The sequence below is a fragment of the Streptomyces sp. NPDC047043 genome (assembly GCF_040644055.1).
GTDB lineage: Bacteria > Actinomycetota > Actinomycetes > Streptomycetales > Streptomycetaceae > Streptomyces.
In genome coordinates this window covers 215008-233825 of the sequence record NZ_JBEYVO010000017.1, presented here as the reverse complement: position 1 = coordinate 233825, position 18818 = coordinate 215008, and the positions used below count along the sequence as shown (strand labels likewise).

At 69.3% G+C, this 18818-nt stretch carries 11 protein-coding genes and 2 pseudogenes; 4 read left to right on the top strand and 9 right to left on the bottom strand.

The window, feature by feature from the left end; translation table 11 throughout:
- Positions 1-212 precede the first annotated feature (212 nt).
- Both ABZ880_RS27035 and ABZ880_RS27030 read right to left on the bottom strand, forming a co-directional pair.
- Positions 213-278: pseudogene (locus ABZ880_RS27035) on the bottom strand (Fe-Mn family superoxide dismutase); the annotation flags it as partial.
- 355 nt (positions 279-633) lie between these two features.
- Positions 634-1245 carry a TetR/AcrR family transcriptional regulator gene (locus ABZ880_RS27030; RefSeq protein ID WP_361267479.1) on the bottom strand — a complete coding sequence of 204 codons (612 nt, stop codon included), beginning with the start codon at positions 1243-1245 and terminating at the stop codon, positions 634-636.
- A 165-nt stretch (positions 1246-1410) separates the two neighbouring features.
- Here ABZ880_RS27030 and ABZ880_RS27025 point away from each other — a divergent pair, with 165 nt between their 5' ends.
- Together ABZ880_RS27025 and ABZ880_RS27020 are read left to right on the top strand one after the other, a co-directional pair.
- Positions 1411-2397 (top strand): patatin-like phospholipase family protein, encoded by a 987-nt coding sequence (locus ABZ880_RS27025; RefSeq protein ID WP_361267477.1) that lies wholly within the window; start codon positions 1411-1413, stop codon positions 2395-2397.
- 1 nt (position 2398) lies between these two features.
- Positions 2399-3916 carry an NAD(P)/FAD-dependent oxidoreductase gene (locus ABZ880_RS27020; protein ID WP_361267475.1) on the top strand — a complete coding sequence of 506 codons (1518 nt, stop codon included), beginning with the start codon at positions 2399-2401 and terminating at the stop codon, positions 3914-3916.
- Between the two features lie 471 nt (positions 3917-4387).
- On the opposite strand, the gene ABZ880_RS27015 is transcribed toward ABZ880_RS27020, so the two are convergent.
- Both ABZ880_RS27015 and ABZ880_RS27010 read right to left on the bottom strand, forming a co-directional pair.
- On the bottom strand, positions 4388-5914 hold the full coding sequence (locus ABZ880_RS27015) for a flavin monoamine oxidase family protein (protein WP_361267473.1): 1527 nt from the start codon (positions 5912-5914) through the stop codon (positions 4388-4390).
- Between the two features lie 401 nt (positions 5915-6315).
- Positions 6316-7359, bottom strand: a complete 1044-nt coding sequence (locus ABZ880_RS27010) for a PP2C family protein-serine/threonine phosphatase (protein WP_361267471.1) — start codon at positions 7357-7359, stop codon at positions 6316-6318.
- A 472-nt stretch (positions 7360-7831) separates the two neighbouring features.
- Here ABZ880_RS27010 and ABZ880_RS27005 point away from each other — a divergent pair, with 472 nt between their 5' ends.
- Together ABZ880_RS27005 and ABZ880_RS27000 are read left to right on the top strand one after the other, a co-directional pair.
- A complete protein-coding gene (locus tag ABZ880_RS27005) occupies positions 7832-10513 on the top strand; it encodes a SpoIIE family protein phosphatase (protein WP_361267469.1) in 2682 nt (893 codons plus the stop codon).
- 383 nt (positions 10514-10896) lie between these two features.
- Positions 10897-12081: pseudogene (locus ABZ880_RS27000) on the top strand (recombinase family protein); the annotation flags it as partial.
- Positions 12082-13010: 929 nt separating this feature from the next.
- Here the strand turns inward: ABZ880_RS27000 and ABZ880_RS26995 are convergent.
- The 5 genes from ABZ880_RS26995 to ABZ880_RS26975 all read right to left on the bottom strand — a co-directional run bounded on the left by ABZ880_RS26995 (position 13011) and on the right by ABZ880_RS26975 (position 18817).
- Positions 13011-13994: a D-2-hydroxyacid dehydrogenase gene (locus ABZ880_RS26995; protein ID WP_361267467.1), complete on the bottom strand. Its 984-nt coding sequence runs from the start codon at positions 13992-13994 to the stop codon at positions 13011-13013.
- 1 nt (position 13995) lies between these two features.
- Complete coding sequence (locus ABZ880_RS26990; RefSeq protein WP_361267465.1) at positions 13996-15447, bottom strand: NAD-dependent succinate-semialdehyde dehydrogenase; 1452 nt, start codon at positions 15445-15447, stop codon at positions 13996-13998.
- A gap of 41 nt (positions 15448-15488) precedes the next feature.
- On the bottom strand, positions 15489-16769 hold the full coding sequence (locus ABZ880_RS26985) for an FAD-binding oxidoreductase (protein ID WP_361267463.1): 1281 nt from the start codon (positions 16767-16769) through the stop codon (positions 15489-15491).
- Between the two features lie 327 nt (positions 16770-17096).
- The gene (locus ABZ880_RS26980) at positions 17097-17864 is read right to left on the bottom strand and encodes an amino acid ABC transporter ATP-binding protein (RefSeq protein ID WP_361267461.1); all 768 of its coding nucleotides are present in this window, start codon (positions 17862-17864) and stop codon (positions 17097-17099) included.
- Positions 17861-18817, bottom strand: coding sequence for an amino acid ABC transporter permease (locus ABZ880_RS26975; protein WP_361267459.1), 957 nt, complete (start codon positions 18815-18817; stop codon positions 17861-17863). Before ABZ880_RS26975 ends, ABZ880_RS26980 begins: the two co-directional genes overlap by 4 nt.
- Between the last annotated feature and the right edge of the window lies 1 nt (position 18818).

Genomic DNA, 18818 nt, shown 5'->3' with positions numbered 1-18818 from the left:
GGCCCGTGAACACCAACGCCTCTACCCCGACCCCGACCAGCACAAGTACAGCCTCACGGCTTGATCCTGACCGTCACTTCAGAGGATCCGCACCCAAACGAGTTGGCGGGCGGGAAGCCACCATGGCTTCCCGCCCGCCAGGTCGTGATGCTGGGTCAGGCGCTGGTTGCTGCGGTGTAGCGGGCGGTGACGTCGTCCCAGTTGACCAGGTCTCACAGCCTGGTCACGTAGTCGGGGCGGACGTTCTTGTATTGCAGGTAGTAGGCGTGCTCCCGGGCCGACAGGAACTGCGTCGAAAGGCTCGCCCTGTTGCCATGACCATCAGAGTGACGCTCGCTGACGGCACTCAGGTCCGCGGGCGGTGGATCCGCGCACGTGAACTGGACCGCAAGGCCGCATGGGCGCAGCAGGCGGCACTCGCTGCTGAGAGCCTGCGTCCTCAGACGAACTTGCCAGCGCAAGACCCACAAGTACGGCAGCGGCGGCTCCTGGCTCTGCCAGTGGTGCATAGCCGCGGTACAGCAGCAGTGGGGTGCGACCGTCCGCTTCACCAGCACCCGTCCCTGACTGCCGTGCCCGCCGCGTAGAGCGTCAGGTACGGCTTGCCCCGGGGCAGGTGTCGGCCACAGCCCGCTACCCCGAACCACTCGTCTGGTTCCCGGCACGCAGGATGAGCCGCAAGGTGTCCGTCAGTGCCGTGGTGGGCATGGCCGGATCGGCGATGCGCTGGACGCCGAGTCCGATGCCCAGGCTGAGAAGGGTCATGGCCGCCTGCCCTGCGGGCATCGCGGGCGACGTGCCCAGTTCCTCGGCCAGCCCGCCGATCAGCTGGGCGAGCGCCTCGCGGATCGCGGCGACGCGTGCCGCGATCTCCCGGCGCAGTTCGTCGTCGTTGCGCGCGCTGGTGAGGAACTCGACCTCAAGCGTGGTCCAGGCCTCGTCACCAATGTGCGCCTCCGCCCAGGCGGCGAAGGACGCCAGGCGGTCGTCAATCGTCGCGTCCCACAGGACGGAGTCCGTGAGCAGGGCCAGCTGCTCGGCCCGGACCTCGTCGAGGACCGCCAGGCACAGGTGGTCCTTGCTGCGGAAATTGGAGTAGACGGCTCCCTTGGAATAGCCGGCCGTCTCAGCGACGTCGCTCAGCGAGGTGGCGTCGTAGCCGTCGCGGAGGAACAGTTCCCGCGCGGTGGCGACGAGCCGCTCACGAGTGCGTTCCTGGCTCTCGACGCGGCTGAGGCGGACCATGTCTCGCTCCCTCTCCCGTCCTGCGCGGTCTCCCGGGAGTACCTGGACATACGGCAACACCCAGACTCCTCCCGGATCCTAACCCGGCTCACGGGCTGTGCAGCGCATCGAGATACCGCTAGTATCCCGATCTCACTGGTATCCCGATTGGGCGGAGAAACCCCTGTGACCGCGACAGGCACACGAACGACCCCTTCTCGAGGACTGGTACTGGGCTGTGGCGGAACACTCGGCGCAGCATGGACCATCGGCGCACTGCACTCGCTCCAGCAGGCCTTGCGATGGGACCCGCGTACGGCCGAAGTGCTGGTAGGCACCTCCGCCGGGGCCGAGACGGCGGCCATGCTCGGCGGCGGAATCGGCGTCGAGGAGCTGCTGGCGGCGCAGTCGGCCCGGCCCGGCGCCCGCCCGGAGCTCACCGCGCACTTTGCCTCCCCGCCCCGGCCTATCCCGCCCCGGCCCGCCCTCTTTCCCGGATCACCACGCCTGGCACGCGGCGCATGGGGCCGCAGTGTTCCCGCGCTGGCCGGTCTCTCCGGCCTGCTGCCCCAGGGACGCGGCGACACCCGGTGGCTGACCGCTCTGGCCGACTTCCTGACACCCACCGGCCAGTGGGTCGCGCATCCGGCGACCTGGCTGGTAGCCGCCGACTTCGACACGGGGCGGCGCACCGTGTTCGGACACCCCGACACGCGGCACGCCCCGCTCCGGGACGCGCTGCGCGCCTCCTGGGCTGTACCGGGCTGGTTTCCCCCCGTCCACATCGCCGGCCGGCGTTACGCGGACGGCGGCATCCTCTCCACGGCCTCCGCCGATCTGCTGCTGCACAGCGGTCTCGACGAGGTGTACGTCGTGGCGCCGATGAGCTCGTCCGATCCAGGCCCGCGCAAGGGACTCGGCCGGGCGGAGGCGCTGCTGCGCCGGGTCATGACCCGCACCCTGGACGCGGAGTGCGCCGCGCTGCGAGGGGCGGGCATCCGGGTGGTGCGGATCGAACCCACCGCCGCCGACCTGGAGGTGATGGGCGGCAACCTCATGGACGGGCGGCGGCGTCCAGCAGTGCTTGAGACGTCCCTACGCACCACACGGGCCGTCGTCCGCGACCTCCTCCGCTCACCCGATTCACCCGCCGTCGAACGGACCGGAGCCTGACATGCCGTATGCCGAAAAATCCGAGACGGCCGAGATCCGCGAGACCCACGACGTGGAGGCGCTCGTCATCGGCAGCGGACTGTCCGGCATCGGGGCGGCCATCCGGCTGCGCCAGGCCGGAGTGCGCGACCTCGTCCTCGTCGAGAAGGCGGGCGAACCGGGCGGCACCTGGCGGGACAACACCTATCCGGGCTGCGCCTGCGACGTGCCCTCCGCCCTCTACTCGTACTCCTTCGCGCCCAACCCCGGGTGGACGCGCGCCTTCGCGGGACAACCCGAGATACGCGCCTACCTCCACGACACGGCGGCGGCGTACGGCATCACCCCACTCATCCGGTTCCACAGCGAGGTTACCCAGGCGCGCTGGCACCGGGCCGACGCTCGTTGGCACGTCGAGACCTCCGGCGACCGCTACACGGCCCGCTTCCTGATCTCGGCGGCGGGGCCCTGGCACGAACCGCTGCTCCCCGACATCCCTGGTCTGGCCGACTTTCCGGGCGAGGTCTTCCACTCCTCGCGCTGGCGTCACGACCACGACCTCACCGGCCGACGCGTTGCAGTCGTCGGCAGCGGCGCCTCGGCCGTGCAGTTCGTCCCCGCCATCCAGCCCGACGTAGCCCGGTTGCATCTGTTCCAGCGCACGGCCCAGTGGGTGCTCCCCAAACCGGACCACTACGTGCCGCGTGCCGAACGCCTGCTCATGCGACGGGTGCCCGCGGCCCAACGGGCGCTGCGCAATGCGGAGTACGCGGCGATGGAAGCCCTCGGCGTCGGCTTCCGCCATCCGGCTCTCCTGCGAGCCCTGCAGAAGGTGGGCGCGCTCCATCTCCGGGCCGCCGTGCAGAATCCGCGGCTGCGCCGGGCGCTGACCCCCGACCACACTCTCGGTTGCAAACGGCTCCTTCTCTCCAACACCTACTATCCGGCCTTGACCCGGCCCAACGTCACCGTGCACGCAACTGCGGTCGAGTCCGTCCGGGACGGCCGCGTCATCGGGGCGGACGGCTGTGTCGCGGACGTCGACACGATCATCCTGGGCACCGGCTTCCACATTCTCGACATGCCCATCGCCGAGCGGGTGTTCGACGCCAACGGCACCAGCCTCGCCGCCCACTGGAAGGGCAGTCCGGACGCCTACCTGGGCACCACTGTCAGTGGCTTCCCCAATGCCTTCGTCCTCCTCGGGCCTCACCTGGGCACCGGGCACTCCTCCGCGTACACAGTCCTCGAAGCCCAACTGGACTATGTGGCGGGCGCGGTGCGCCACTTCCGTTCGGCGGGCTGGACCACCATGGACGTCCGCCCTGAGGTCCAGGCCGCCTTCGCCGCCGAGGTCCAGCAGGCCCTGCCGTCCACCGTGTACAACTCGGGTGGCTGCTCCAGTTACTACTTCGACAGCAACGGCCGCAACAGTTTCAGCTGGCCGTGGTCGACGGGCCGGATGCGCCGCCGACTGGCGGAGTTCGACGCCGAGGCGTACGACATCACCTCGGACACGGCCCGCTCCGCGGCTCCCTGATGGCACCCAGGCTGAGGAAGATGTGCAACCTCGGCGGCCGGTAACCCGAGTTTCGGGCAGTCTGGTCACGCCTGTGACGCTGGTGAGGCCGCGTGGTGTGGTAGCGGACTGCGTCTGCTGAGGTCGCGCCTCCATGACGCTGTGAGCGTCAAAGGCGTTGATCGCAGTCCGGGTTGATCGCTCGGTGGGTAATGCCAGGACGAAGGGGCCATTGTCTGCATCGAGCAGGTGCGGTCAGCACCTGGAGTGCATCGACGGACACGCGATCATTTTCGTTGTGTTCCCCGCGCCCACGGGGGGCTGTCGCCGTCGGTAACAGCTCGCGACACGAGCAACGTGGATGCACTCCGGGCTACTGCACAACGCGGTGCAGGGGCGTGAGCAATCCCGCTCACACCCCTGAACAGTTGCCTTTTATCGCCTTCCCATGCGGGACACCTTCAGCACGCGCCTTGTGGCCATGTGTCTGTGCTAATCCGACAGCACACGCGTGTGCACGGCGGTCACGGCCTTGCGGGCCGAGGTGAACGCACCGTGCTGCCAGGCGTCGGTGTAGCTGAGCCAGTCACCGGCGAAGTGGACCCGCCCGGAGGGCTCGTTCAGCGGCTTGTAGCGCGGGGCGTCGGGGCCACCGGGCGTGTCGTGCCAGGCGGCCTCCAGGTGGGGTGTCTGGCGCCAGTGGTGGGAGAAGGAGGAGACGAGCTCCGTGCGGTACTTCTCGCCGTAGATCTTCACGCCGGCGGCCACCGCGCGCTTCTCGCGTTCCTTGGGGGCGAGCTTGGCGTACGAGTCGGCGTCGTCGCCGTAGTTGTAGTAGCCGATCATGATGCCGCGCTCGCCGTGGAAGCCGTACGAGGGGTGCCAGATGTGCACGACGTCCTGGTCGGTCTCGGTGATGCCGCCGTAGATGTTGTGGTCCAGTTCCCACCAGCGGGAGCGGTACTCCAAGCCGATCTTGGCCGCGGACGAGGGGGTGATGGCCTCCAGGGCGCTCTGCACGCCGGAGCCCAGGTTGTGCGGGATCTTGGCGAGGATGTTGGGCGGCATGGCGGCGACGCAGTAGTCGGCCTCGACGACCTTCGTACGGCCGCCCTGGGTGTAGGTGACGGTGACGCCGCTCCCCTTGTCGGTGATCTTCCCGACGGCCGCCCCGGTACGGATGCGGTGAGCGCCGACGGCCCTGGTCAGCGCTCTCGGTATCTGGTCCATGCCACCGACCGGCTGGAACATCAGCATGGCCTGGTCGAAGCCGAACTCGAAGGAGAAGTACCGGCCGACGCCGCTGGCGAAGACCTGGGAGGCGGTCGGGAGATCGCCGAGCAGGACGCCTGGAGTGCCGGCGGCTGCCGGGACGGCGGAGTATCCGCGGCGTTCGCCGCCCTCGTACGTCAGCTTGTCACCGAGTGCCCCCCAGTCCTGGAGGAAGTCGACGAGCCGTTCCTGGTCATCGGCCGTCAACTCCTTGTCGAGCGCGCCCTTGTTGGTGGCCTTGGCGAGCAGCTCGGAGACGTAGCCGTAGACATCGGCTTTCGCGGTCCGGTACCGCACGGGCTTCGTCATTCCGGCCGACTCGTTGAAGAGGTAGGCGTCGGCGTTGACGTTGGTGAACACCTCGACGGGAACGCCGAGTTCACGGCAGTAGTCGAGGGTGACCATCCACTGCGGGATGCGGGCGGGCCCGGCGTTCATGTAGTGGCCCTCGGCGAAGCGGGCGGTCTGCCGGTTGCCGTACAGGTCGGTGGTTGAATCACCGCCGCGTACGGTGAAGTTGCGGCCGCCGGTGCGGTCTCTGGCCTCCAGGACCATACAGTCGTAGCCGGCCTTGCCGAGTTCGTACGCGGTGGTCAGCCCGGCGATGCCGCCGCCGAGGACGACGACCTTGGCGGCGCTGCGACCGGTGAGGGTGAAGTCGCTCGCCCTGAGGGCACGGAAAGGCTCTTCGTGCTGCGCGGCCTGTGCGGTCGGGGCGAGGCCCAGGGCGCCCATGGTGGCGAACATGGCACCGGCACCGCTGCTGAGACCGACGTTACGCAAGAACGAACGCCGACTGGTGGTGGTCCGGCTGTGAGGCTGTGCCATTGCGTGAGGGCTCCCTCCGTCGATCTTGAACGACTTGGGAAGCCTTCCAACTGCCGGTTACAGCCCGTCGGTTACTCGTGTATCCACGTGGTTTCTGCAACCGCGCCGTCCAGCGGGCTGGACGTCCGCGGGTGGACAGACCGAGAGCCGGCACCCAGGGGATGCGGGCTCTCAGGACCGATATCGGTGATGACCTCCACCCGCTCGATCCAGGCGAACCCGCTGCCGGGCTCACGCGTCACAGATGCCGCAGGCCGTCGTCCCTCGCAGGAAAGCGTCAGCCATCGGCCTCGCATGTCGGTTCGCCGCCTCGGCGAGGCCTACAGGCGGTACTCGCCGGCCCAGGTGTCCGGGCAGCGCACGACAAGGGCAGCGACGTCGTCGTCGAGCTTTCCTCCGCTGTAGTGGAGCAGGGCCGCATGAAGCCGGTCGAGCAGCTCGCGGGGCGGCGTTTCGCCCTGCTGCTGCGTCCAGTCCGGCAGAGGGAAGAACGTGCCGGTGCGGTCCCGGGCCTCCGTCACCCCGTCGGTGTAGAGGAGCAGCTGGTCGCCGGGGGTGAAGTCGAAGGCGTCCACGCGGTGGTGCTCGCCGACGAGCGTCGTCAGGTTGAGCGGCGGCGAGGGGGCGGTGGCTTCCAGTAGCCGGGTTTTCCCCTGGTGGACGAGCAGGGGTGGGGGGTGCCCGCAGCTCAGGATTCTGACCTGGCCGACGTCCTGGGGGATCTCGGTGATGAGGGCGGTGGCGAAGTGCTCCGGCCGGTCCAGGAGGGGGAACGCGGCACTGTGACGAGTGATGGTGACCTCCAGGCGATGAATGATGCCGCTGAGATCGGGCTCGTCGTATGCGGCCTCCCTGAAGCAGCTGATCAGCGCGGAGGCCGCTCCGACCGCGGACAGGCCCTTGCCGCGCACGTCGCCGATGAGGAGCCGGATCCCATACGGCGTGTCGGCCGCCTCGTAGAAGTCGCCACCGATCCGCGCCTCCTCCTGGGCCGCCAGGTACAGGGCCTCGATCTCAATGTTGTTCATGCAGCGCGGCAGAGGGCGCAGCAGCACCTCCTGGGCGGCCTCGGCGACAAGCCGAACGTGGAACAGCGTCTCCTCGCGCTGCAGCCGGACATGGCTGGCGTAGGCGGCCGCCAGGGTGACCGCGATGATGGCTGCCGACGTGTACGGCGTTCCCAGGTCGGTGTAGACGAAGCCGAGACCGATCATGACCAGGAGGCAGAACAGTCCGAGCAGGAGCGTGGGAAGCACGGGCCACATGGCGGCGGCGAGAGCGGGAGCGGTGGGAAGGAGGCGGCTGAAGGCGATCTGCCGTGGGGTGGAGAACGCCAGAACGGCGATGAGGGCGGTGAGGATCACCGGTGACAGCGTGGCCGCTCCCCACCGGCCGCCGCGGAGAGGATGCCGACGCCACGGCCACCCAAACCCGATCACAAGATGCATCATAACGATAGGAACCAGGCATCGAGCTCGGATGGACCACGCGGCTCAGTCCTGATGATCAGACACGTGCGGTGGATGCGTCACCATCCGGCCGACGGAAGGCCGCGCCGGGCCTGGCCCGCCGCAACTGAGACCCCTCACCCGGCGCGCCGCTCGGGCTGTCCCCCCTCACCGCCCTTCGGTTACTCGTCCCGCCGCGGGTTCACCCTCTCCGGACAGGCGTCGTCAGTCATCCCAGGTCTGTGCAGCGGTGTATCAAGGGTGTATGGAGGGTTATCCCAGCCGATCGCGGACCTCACGTCCTCCGCCCGACGGTGGCCAGCGGACTCGGCGCCTGTCCGTACTGAGCCCGCGCACCGCGGCGGGGCAGGTGTTCCTCGTTCAGAGCATGATCGTGCTGCTGCTGGTGGTGGCCGCGGTGGCGTGCATCATGGTGCAGGCGGCGTACGACGCTGTGCGGCAGGGACGTCGGGAGTCGGTGGTGGCCGCCCAGTCGTTCGCCAGCGCCCCCGGTGTGAGCCTGGCACTGCGCAGCCCGGACCCGACCGCCGTGCTGCAGCCGCGAGCCGAGCAGGCGCGCAAGCGGGCAGGCATGGACTTCATCGTCGTCATGAGCACGGACGGAATCCGGTACACGTATCCCTACCCCTCGGAGATCGGCAAGAAGTTCGTCGGCACCATCGAGCCGGTACTCGAAGGCCGTACCGTCGTCGAACAGGCGGGCGGTCCGCCTCTGCCGGCGGGCAAGGGGACGGCCATCCAGGCGGTCGTCCCGGTGACCGATGCGCGCGGCCGGATCGTCGGCCTGGTTTCTGCGGGGATCACCGTCACGAACGTGGCGCGACTGTGGATGCCGCAGCTACCGATCATCCTGGGCGTCGGCGCGATCATGCTGCTGCTGGCCGCGGCAGGGACGACCGCAGTGTCCCGGCGACTGCTGCGGCAGACACATGGCCTGGCCCCGACGGAGCTGGCGCGGCTGTACGAGCACCACCAAGCCGTGCTGCACGCGGTACGGGAGGGGGTTCTGATCACCGACGAGGACCGACAGCTGCTGCTGGCCAACGAAGAGGCGAAGCGGCTACTGGGTCTACCGGCCGACACACAAGGGCGGCACGTGCGGGAGCTGGGGCTTCCCGAGCAGATGGCGCGCGTGCTCGCATCCCCGGAGAAGGTCACCGACGAGGTGTACCTCGCCAACGACCGGTTGCTGGCTGTGAACAAGCGGCCCACGTTCCCGGAGGCCGACGACGCCGGCAGCGTGGTGACGCTGCGGGACACCACGGAGCTGGCGGTGGTGTCCGGGCGAGCCGAGGTGGCGCTGGGGAAGCTGAAGCTGCTGTACGAGGCCGGGATGCGGATCGGGACGACGCTGGATGTGGAGCGCACGGCCCAGGAGCTGGCCGACGTGGCAGTGCCCCGGTTCGCCGACGTCGTCGCGGTGGATCTGCTGGATTCGGTGGTGCGCGGCTCTGAGCCGACGACGAAGGGCTGGCGCCACCTGCTGCGGTCCGCGATCAGCGGAGATCAGCGGATGCTGCCGGTGTACCAGCTGGGTGAAGTGATCACATTCTCGCCCGAGACTCCGCAGATGCTGGCGCTCGAACGGAGCCGGGGCGTCCTGGAGGCGGACCTGCGCCAGGCCCACGGTTGGCAGGAACAGGATCCGGAACGCGCTCGAAGGGCTCTGGAACTCGGATTGCACTCCCTGGTGACCATGCCGCTGCGGGCGCGCGGGGTGCCCCTGGGCCTCGCGCACTTCTACCGGACGGAGGGCTCGCCCGCGTTCGAACCGGAGGACGTGGCCTTCGCGGAAGAGCTCGGCGCGCGGGCGGCGGTGGCCATCGACAACGCCCGGAGGTTCACCCGCGAGCACGCGATGACGGTGACGCTGCAGCGCAGTCTGCTGCCGCGGGGCCAGCCGGAGCAGGACGCCCTGGAAGTGGCCTGGCGGTACCTGCCGTCGGAGGCGGGAGTGGGCGGGGACTGGTTCGACGTCATTCCGCTGCCGGGCGGACGGGTCGCGCTGGTGATAGGCGATGTCGTCGGCCACGGGCTACACGCCTCGGCGACGATGGGTCGGCTGCGCGTCGCCGTGCACAACTTCGCCACGCTGGACCTCCCCGTCGACGAGGTCCTCGGGAAGCTGGACGATCTGGTCGCCCGCCTGGACGACGAGGACGACTCCAGCACTGCCCCCGACGACCAGGAGGGGACGGGGTTGACCGGAGCGACGTGCCTGTATGCCATCTACGACCCGGCGACAGGGATCTGCACGATGGCCCGTGCGGGGCATCCCGGCCCCGTGGTGGTGAACCCGGACGGGACGGTCGTCTGCCCCGAGGTGCCGGCCTCACCCCCGTTCGGCCTCGGAGGCTACCCCTTCGAAACCGCCGACGTGCACCTGGCGGAGGGCTCCCAGCTGATCCTGTACACCGACGGGCTGGTCAAGAACACTGCCGGCGACATCGACGCCGGCCTCGAAGAGCTGCGCCGGGCGCTAGGCGGAGCCGGGACCGGGGAACGCACTCCGGAGGAGACCTGCCGAGCCGTGATCGGGGCGTTGAAGCCGACCCGGCTCTCGGACGACATCGCACTGCTGGCGGCGCGGACCCGGCGGATCCCGTCCTCTTCGGTGTCCGAGTGGGATGTGCCCCAGGACACGGCGGTGGTGCCCTCGGTGCGGGCCCAGTGCAGGGCGGTTCTGAGCGGCTGGGGGCTGGACGAGACCGCGTTCACGACGGAGCTGATCCTCAGCGAGCTGGTCACGAACGCGATCCGCTACGGATCACCACCTGTGAAGGTGCGCCTGCTGCGCGGACGCAGTCTGATCTGTGAGGTGTCGGACGGCTCCAGCACCTCTCCGCGACTGCGTCGGGCGGCGACCACGGACGAGGGCGGACGTGGGCTGTTCCTCGTGGCGCAGTTCGCACAGCGGTGGGGGACGCGGTACACGTCCCGCGGCAAGGTCATCTGGGCGGAGCAGATCCTGCACGACGGCGCGTCCGGTCCCGCGGACGATACGTCGGTCGACGCGCTCCTCGAACAGTTCGGGGATCCCCTGATGTGAGGACTAGGCCGACCAGCACGGTCGCCTCTTAGCGGACCGCGAGCTCGTACCTCGTGGCCACAGCCCGGTGGCGCTTGAGGCGGTTGATCCCGCGTTCAAGGAGCAAGCCGTACTGCACACATAGACGGCTCTGAGGTCGGGAATGTCCCGGTCATCGGGGTGGAGGGCCTACTTGACGCTGCTGCCGTCGTGCGTCGGCTGCTGCATCGGCGGGCCGACGTCGACGAGGGCGGTGGGGCTCGGTGTGCAACGACGGCCGTGAACTCCCCAGAACGGCCAGTGGGAGATGGTGCCCGAACTGCGCCGGGAACTGGTGGTGCGGTTGCTGTCCGAGCTGGTGGCACGGATGGTGACCGCATCCGGTGGGGGCGGGGGTGACGGCGATGGTGGTGTCGCCGGCTCCGTGGAACCGGGTTGACGGCAAGATCCAGCCGCGGCATCTCGACCGTCTCGCGGTCGTCTATGTGCGCCAGTCGACTCCGCAGCAGGTCATAGATCACGCGGAGTCGACCCGGTTGCAGTACGGGCTGCGCCAGCGGGCGGTTGAACTGGGCTGGGATGCCTCGCGGGTGCTGGTCATCGATGAGGACCTCGGCCACTCGGCGTCCGGTCTGGTGGCCCGGCCCGGTTTCCAGCGGCTGGTCTCCGAGGTCGGTCTCGATCATGTGGGGCTGGTGCTCGGGGTGGAGATGTCCCGCCTGGCCCGCAGCGGACGCGAGTGGCACCAGCTGCTGGAACTGTGCGCGTTGGCCGACGCGCTGCCGGCCGACCCGGATGGCATCTACGACCCGGCCGAGCACAACGACCGCATGCTGCTGGGGCTGAAGGGCGCGATCAGCGAGGCCGAGCTGCACCTGATCAAACAGCGGATGTGGAACGGGCGGATTGCCAAGGCCCGCCGCGGCGAGCTCGCCGTCCCCCTGCCCATCGGCTATGTCCGGCTTGCCGACGGGCTGGTCGTCAAGGACCCCGACGAGCGGGTGCAAACCCTCGTCCACCTCGTCTTTGACCTGTTCGACGAACTGGCCACCATCAACGCGGTGCTGCGCTTCCTGGTCGACAACGGCATCGAGATCGGCGTGCGGGCCCGCTCGGGTGCGGGCAAGGGGCAGCTGGAGTGGAGCCGACCGAGCCGGATCGTGATCCAGAACATGCTCCGGCACCCGGCCTATGCCGGGGTGTTCGTCTATGGGCGCAGCCGCACCGATCCACGCCGCCGCCTGGCGGGCCGCCCGTGCACCGGCCGGGTTCGCCGCCCCGGTGAGGACTGGCTGGTCTACTTGCCCGGGGTGCTGCCCGCCTATATCGACACCGGCCGGCACGAACGCAACCTGGCCAGGATCGAGGCGAACCGGGCACGCTCGTTGAGTATGGGAGCGGTGCGCGACGGGCCGGCGCTGCTGGCCGGTGTGCTCTGGTGCGGACGCTGCGGCACCCGCATGACCGTGCACTACCAGCGCGGCCGGGGCGGCAAGCTATGGCCCAAGTACGAGTGCGACCGTCTCAAGGCCGACTACGGCGGCCAGGAGTGCCAGCAGTTGTCGGGCTCCTGCGTGGACCGCCATGTCGCCGAGGTTCTCCTCGCCGCCATGGCACCCGCGGCCCTTGAAGTCTCCCTGCAGGCTGTGGAGAAGGCCGAACAGCAGCGCCAGACAGTCGAAAAAGTCTGGCGGCAGCGGCTGGAGCGGGCCGACTACGCCGCCGACCGGGCCCGGCGCCAGTACCAGCTCGCCGAGCCTGAGAACCGCCTGGTGGTGCGGGAGTTGGAACGCGGCTGGGGGGCCGCCCTGCGCCGGCGGCAGCAACTGGGCGAGGAGCACGACCGCTTCATTGCCGCCCGCCCACGCCTGCTCACACCCCCCGAGCGCGAGCAGATCAGCGCCCTCGCCCGCGACCTGCCCACGGTCTGGCGGGCTGCGACCACCACCGACGCGGACCGCAAGCAGCTGCTGCGGCACCTCGTTGAGCGGGTCGAGGTGACCGTCATCGGCGACAGCGAGCGCATGGCCGTGGCGATCACCTGGGCGGGCGGGCACCGCACCCGCGGCGAGGTCATCCGCCCCGTCGGCCGTCTCGCCCAGCTCAGCTACTTTCCTCAGCTGGCAGCCCGTGCCCGCGAACTCGCCCAGGCCGGCCACACCGCCGCCGCCATCACGAAAATCCTCAACGCTGAGGGATACCGGCCGCCCAAGAGCCGCGAGCACTTCGGCACCGAAGGCGTCCGCCGACTCCTGCAGGAACTGGGCTGCGTCAGCCCCCAGGAACCGCAACGCCAAAGGGCAGCCCCGCTCGGACCCGACGGGTGGTGGCTCTCCGAACCCGACCCTTTCGCGCTCGCCTGCTCCGGTAACCAGGTCGGCCCCTGCGCCACCTGCCAGCGCACGACCCACAAATACGGCAGCGGCGGCAGCCCGCTTTCTCTCAGTGGGGCGCAGCAAGCCCCGAATTGGCCAACAGGGTCCGGTAGAAGTTACCGGCCGGGACGCGCTGCTCGCCTTCAGCCGGGGCGCGTGTCGTCGACCACATATCCGCGCTGTTTGTCCACCACGTTGCGCAGCGGCCGGCCCTCGAGGTGGCGGGCGAAGTTGTCGAGGAACACCTCGACGAGCGCCTCCCGCTCGCTGGTGGTCTCGCCCGCCGTGTGCGGGGAGATCACCACACCGGGCATGTTCCACAGAGGTGATTCGGCCGGCAGCGGCTCCCGGGCGAACACGTCCAGGGCTGCGCCGGCGAGCCGTCCGGCGGCGAGGTGGTCGACCAGCGCTTCCTCGTCGACGAGTCCGCCCCGGCCTACGTTGATCAGCCGGGCCCCCGGCTTCATGGCCGCCAGCACGGGGGCGTCGACCATTCCCCGGGTGCCCTGTGTGAGGGGAGCGGCCAGGACGACGTAGTCCGCTTCTGTCAGGGCGGAGCGCAGGGTCGCGGCACCGTGGACCGTGCCGAAGTCGGGGTCGTCCGTGCGGGGCGCGCGGCCGGCTCCGCTCACCTGCATCCCGACGGCGCGCAAGAGCCGGGCGATGGCCCGGCCGATCGGCCCCGTCCCCCAGACCAGCACGGTGCGTCCGGTGATGCTGTCGCTGGGGCGCGGGCGCCACTCGCGGCGCCGCTGGTGCTCCCATGTGCCGGGGAAGTCCTTGGCGAGGGCGAGGATCAGGCCCAGGACGTACTCGGCGGTCGGTTGCTCGTAGACCCCGCGGGCGTTGGTCAGGACCACCTGCGGATCGTCCACCAGGGCGGGGAACAGGAAGGAGTCCACGCCTGCGGAGGACGCGTGCACCCAGCGGGGTGCCTTGTGCGGATCATCGGGCCAGGCCTCTCGGATGGCCGGGGTGATGTTCACCCAGGCCAGGAGGACGTCGGCGCCGGGCAGGAGGTAGGGCAGCTCCTCCTCGGTGGCGTAGACGGTGTCGGCGAGGCTTTCGAGGCGCGCGGTGGCGGGGGGCCGGTTGCCGCGGTAGAGGACGACGAGTCGGTCGCGCATGTCAGGCTCCGACGGGGACGGCGAGGTACTTGTGCTCCAGGAACTCGTCGATGCCGACGCGTCCGCCTTCGCGGCCCAGTCCGGACTGTTTGACGCCGCCGAAGGGCGCGGCGGGGTTGGAGACGAGTCCGGTGTTGATGCCGATCATGCCGCTTTCGAGGCGTTCGGCGACTCGCAGGGCACGGTCGAGGTGCTGGGTGAACAGGTAGGCGGCCAGGCCGAATTCGGTGTCGTTGGCGGCGGCGACGGCCTCGTCCTCGGTCTCGAAGGTGCGGATCGCGGCTACCGGGCCGAAGATCTCGGAGTCGATGATTGCGGAGTCCGGGGCGATGCCGGTGAGGACGGTGGGCGGGTAGAAGCAGCCGGGGCCCTCGGGGAGTTCACCGCCGGTCAGGACGGTGGCACCGCGCTTGACGGCGTCCCGCACCAGGTCGTGTGCCTTGCTGCGGCCGACGACGTCGATGAGGGGACCGACATCGGTGCCGGGTTCGGTGCCGGGCCCGACGGTGAGGGCGCCCATGCGGGCGGCCAGGCGGGAGGCGAACTCCTCGGCGACGGAGGTGTGGACGAAGATGCGGTTGGCCGCGCAGCAGGACTCGCCCATGTTGCGCATCTTGGCGACCATGGTGCCCTCGACGGCTACGTCGAGGTCGGCGTCGTCGAAGACGAGGAGCGGGGCGTTGCCGCCCAGTTCCATGGAGGTGCGGATGACGGTGTCGGCGCACTGGGCCAGCAGGATCCGGCCGACCTGGGTGGAGCCGGTGAACGACAGCTTGCGGATCTGCCCGCCGCGCAGCAGGGGTTCGACGACGCCGGCGGCGTCGGAGGTGGTGACGACGTTCAGCACACCGGCCGGCAGCCCCGCTTCGGTGAGGATCTGAGCCAGGACAAGGCTGGTGAGGGGCGTCTGGGGGGCGGGTTTGAGGACGATGGTGCAGCCGGCGGCGATGGCGGGGCCGATCTTGCGGGTACCCATGGCCAGGGGGAAGTTCCACGGAGTGATGAGCAGACAGGGTCCGACGGGCTGACGGGTGACCAGCAGACGGTTCCTGCCGTCCGGGGCGGTCATCATGCCGCCGTCGACACGGACGGCTTCCTCGGAGAACCAGCGCAAGAACTCGGCGCCGTAGGCGACCTCGGCACGTGCCTCGGACAGGGGCTTGCCCATCTCCAGGGTCATCAGCAGCGCGAGGTCCTCGGTGCGCGCGATGATGATGTCGTAGGCGCGGCGCAGGATCTCGCTGCGCACGCGCGGCGGGGTGGCGGCCCAGGCGGCCTGCGCGGCGACCGCCGCCTCGAGGGCACGCCGGCCGTCGCCGGGTGAGGCGTCGGCGACCTGGCACAGTTCCTCGCCGGTGGCCGGGTTGTCGACGGACAGGGTCCGGGCGGACTCCGCGTCCTGCCAATCGCCGCCGATGAACAGCTGCTTGGGAACATCACGGACGACAGTCATCGTGGGTATCTCCTTGTGGGTGCAGAGGGGCTGTCGACCGGTCAGCGGATGCGGTCGAGCGTCTTGTAGTAGGCGCCTGCGAAGGGCAGGAACCAGGCGGTGCCGTTGTAGAGGGGGATGCGGGGCGGGGCGATGTCGCGGACGGGGTTGACCTCGAGGTGGCCGTCCATCACTTCGGCCATGACCTGCCCCATGTGGGTGGCCATCTGCACGCCGTGGCCGGCGTATCCCATGGAGTAGTAGACGCCGTCGTCGGTCTGCCCGGCGTGCACGATGCGGTCCATGGCGAAGCCGACGGAGCCGCCCCACACGTACTCGATCCTGGTGCGGCAGAGCTGGGGGAAGATCCCGCACATCTCACGGAACAGCACGGCCCCGCTCTTCCTGTCCGAGGTGGGGTCGGACGGCGCGAAGCGGGCGCGGCCACCGAACAGCAGCCGGTTGTCCGGGGTGAGCCGGAAGTAGTGGCAGACCTTATGGGAGTCGACGATGAGGCGGGCCTTGGGGATGATGTCCCGGGCGAGTTCCTCGCCGAGCGGCTCGGTGACGATGATGAAGCTGCCCACGCAGACCTGCTGGCGTCGCAGCCAGGGGAAGTTCCGGTCGGTGTAGGCGTCGGTGGCCATCATGACCTGCCCGGCACGGATCACACCGCGCTCGGTGCTGACCTCGAACCGGCCGGCGGCGGTACGCCGTACGCCGATGGCCGCGTTGCGCTCGTGGATCTCGACACCGGCGCGCTCGCACGCCTCGGCCATACCGCGCACGAATCGGCCGACGTGCAGGGCCGCGCTGAACGGATCGAGCAGGCCGCCGTGGTAGACGTCGGAGCCGATCTCGGAACGCAGCTCGGCCTTGCCGATCAGAGTGGTCTCGTGTCCGAAGTACTTGGCCAGGTCGCGCTGTTGGGCCTTCTTGCTCTCGAAGTGGGCGGGGCGGGAGGCGACGCCCAGGCGTCCGACGCGGCGGAACTGGCAGTCGATGGACTCCTCGTTGACGAGCCGTTCGACGGTGTCCACGGCGTCGCCGTAGGAGTTGTAGATCTCGCGGGCCCGTTCGAGTCCGTACCGGCGGATGGCCTGGCCCACGCCGATGGTGAAGCCCAGGTTGGCCATGCCGCCGTTGCGGGCGGAGGCACCGGAGCCGATCTGACCCTTTTCGACGAGGGTGACGCGGGCGCCTTTGCGCGCGGAGTGCAGGGCCGTGGACAGACCCGTCAGGCCGGCGCCGATGACCACCACGTCGGTGTCCTCGGTCAGCGGCTTGCCGGATCGGTCGGGAAACGCCCCGGCGGTTTCTATCCAGTAGGGAATCGTCTTCATGTCGGGTCCTTAGCGGGGAGTTTCGAAGTGGGGGTGGCCGAGCACCACGCGGGCCGGCCGGTCGCGCTGTCAGCGCCTGCGCGGCCCGTGCCGGCGGGAAGGCTGCGGTCGGGGTGCTGCGGGCAGGGCGTGCTGACTCTCCTGTTGCCACCGAGTTCGCGGTCGGAGCGATGGAGGGCGCGCTGACGACGGTGCCGGTCAGTTCGACGTCGAAGTAGAGGTGTTGAAGACGCGGGCGGGCAGGGGGCGGAAGGTACGTCACCCGCGGTCGGCCGGCGACTTCTCCACGCTTGCTGACAAGGCCGCTTCCGCGTGTCCAAGCCGCTTCTACAGCACCCTTTCGAGGAAGGCCTGCGTTCGCTTTTCGCGTGGGTTGGCCAGTACTTCGCGTGCGTCGCCGCGTTCGACTGCGATGCCTTCGTCCATGAAGAGCACTTCGTCGGCCACCTCGCGGGCGAAGGCCATCTCGTGGGTGACCAGCAGCATGGTCATTCCGTTGCCGGCGAGGTCGCGCATGACGGCGAGTACTTCGCCCACGCGCTCGGGGTCCAGTGCGCTGGTGGGTTCGTCGAACAGCATGATGGTGGGTTCCATCGCCAGCGCGCGGGCGATGGCCACACGCTGCTGCTGTCCGCCGGAGAGCTGGGCGGGGTACTTGTGGCCGCACCCCTCCAGGCCGACCCTGGCCAGCAGTTGCTGTGCCTGCTGGCGGCAGGAGGCGCGGTCCTTCTTCTGCACCAGCACCGGTCCGGACATGACGTTGCTCTCGGCGGTCATGTTGGGGAACAGGTTGAACTGCTGGAACACCATGCCGATACGGGCGCGCTGTTCGGCCAGCCGCTTGGGGCGCACGGCGTGATAGGCGTCGTCCTTCTCGACGTAGCCGAAGTCCTCTCCGTTGACCTTGAGGACTCCGCGGTCGACGGTCTCCAGCCCGTTGATGCACCGCAGCAAGGTTGATTTGCCCGAGCCGCTCGGTCCGATGATGCAGGAGATCTCCCCGGCCGCGACGGTCAGGTCGATGTCCCGCAGGACCTGGTGACGTCCGAAGCTCTTGCACAGCTTGCGTGCGACGATCGTTCCGTCCGGGTTCACAGCAGCGACTCCCTCGTCGTGGGAACGAGTTGACCGGTCCCGGGCTCGGCCGAGGTGGCGGCCGGGGACAGCCGTGCCCGGGTGGAGCGGGAGAAACGGCGCTCGATCATGGACTGCGGCACGCCCAGCACCAGCGTCATGATCAGGTACCAGAGGCTGGCCACGATCAGCAGCGGGATGGTCTGGTAGGTGCGGGCGTAGATCGCCTGTGCGCTCTGCAGCAGATCGGCGACGCCGAGCACGCTCACCAGCGAGGTCTCCTTGAGCATGCCGATCACCTGGTTGCCGGTGGCGGGGATGATCGCCGGCATGGTCTGCGGGATGATCACGTGGCGGAGCTTGGTGAAGGCCGACATGCCCAGGGAGTCCGCGGCCTCGTGCTGTCCGCGGCTGACCGAGGCGAACCCGCCGCGGATGATCTCGGACATGTAGGCGGCCTGGTTGAGCGTCAGTCCCACGATGGCCGCGGTCATCGGCGTCATGATCGCGTTCACGTTCACCGGCGTGGAGATGTCGGTGAAAGGGATGCCGATCGAGAGGTTCGGGTACAGCGCCGCGATGTTGAACCAGAAGACCAGCTGCACGAGCACCGGGGTGCCGCGGAAGAAGGTGATGTAGAGCTGGGCCAGCCCGGAGACGGGCCGCTGTTGCGACATGCGCATCACCGCGAGCACCAGCCCCAGCAGCGTGCCCAGACCCATGCTCGCCGCGGTCAGGAGCAGCGTGACGAGCAGGCCGTTGAGGATGGTCTGCGTGGTGAAGTAGCTGAACACCACGGGCCAGCGGTAGTTCTCGTTCGTCACCGCGGTCCACACCAAGCCGGCGACGATCGCGATGGCGACGGCCCAGGCGACATAGTCGCGCGGACGTTTCGGCGTGATCCGCTTCTTCTCTTCGGCCCGTAGTTGTGGCACCGGTCCGCTCCTGGTCGTCGTGGTCTCGATCACGTCCATC

Excerpts from the sequence above, each read along its gene's own strand:
- ABZ880_RS26990 (WP_361267465.1), bottom strand. The coding sequence starts at position 15,447 with ATGACTGTCGTCCGTGATGTTCCCAAGCAGCTGTTCATCGGCGGCGAT.
- ABZ880_RS27015 (WP_361267473.1), bottom strand. The coding sequence starts at position 5,914 with ATGTTCGCCACCATGGGCGCCCTGGGCCTCGCCCCGACCGCACAGGCC.
- ABZ880_RS26995 (WP_361267467.1), bottom strand. The coding sequence starts at position 13,994 with ATGCGCGACCGACTCGTCGTCCTCTACCGCGGCAACCGGCCCCCCGCC.
- ABZ880_RS26985 (WP_361267463.1), bottom strand. The coding sequence starts at position 16,769 with ATGAAGACGATTCCCTACTGGATAGAAACCGCCGGGGCGTTTCCCGAC.
- ABZ880_RS26975 (WP_361267459.1), bottom strand. The coding sequence starts at position 18,817 with ATGGACGTGATCGAGACCACGACGACCAGGAGCGGACCGGTGCCACAA.
- ABZ880_RS27020 (WP_361267475.1), top strand. The coding sequence starts at position 2,399 with ATGCCGTATGCCGAAAAATCCGAGACGGCCGAGATCCGCGAGACCCAC.
- ABZ880_RS27005 (WP_361267469.1), top strand. The coding sequence starts at position 7,832 with ATGATCGTGCTGCTGCTGGTGGTGGCCGCGGTGGCGTGCATCATGGTG.
- ABZ880_RS27030 (WP_361267479.1), bottom strand. The coding sequence starts at position 1,245 with ATGGTCCGCCTCAGCCGCGTCGAGAGCCAGGAACGCACTCGTGAGCGG.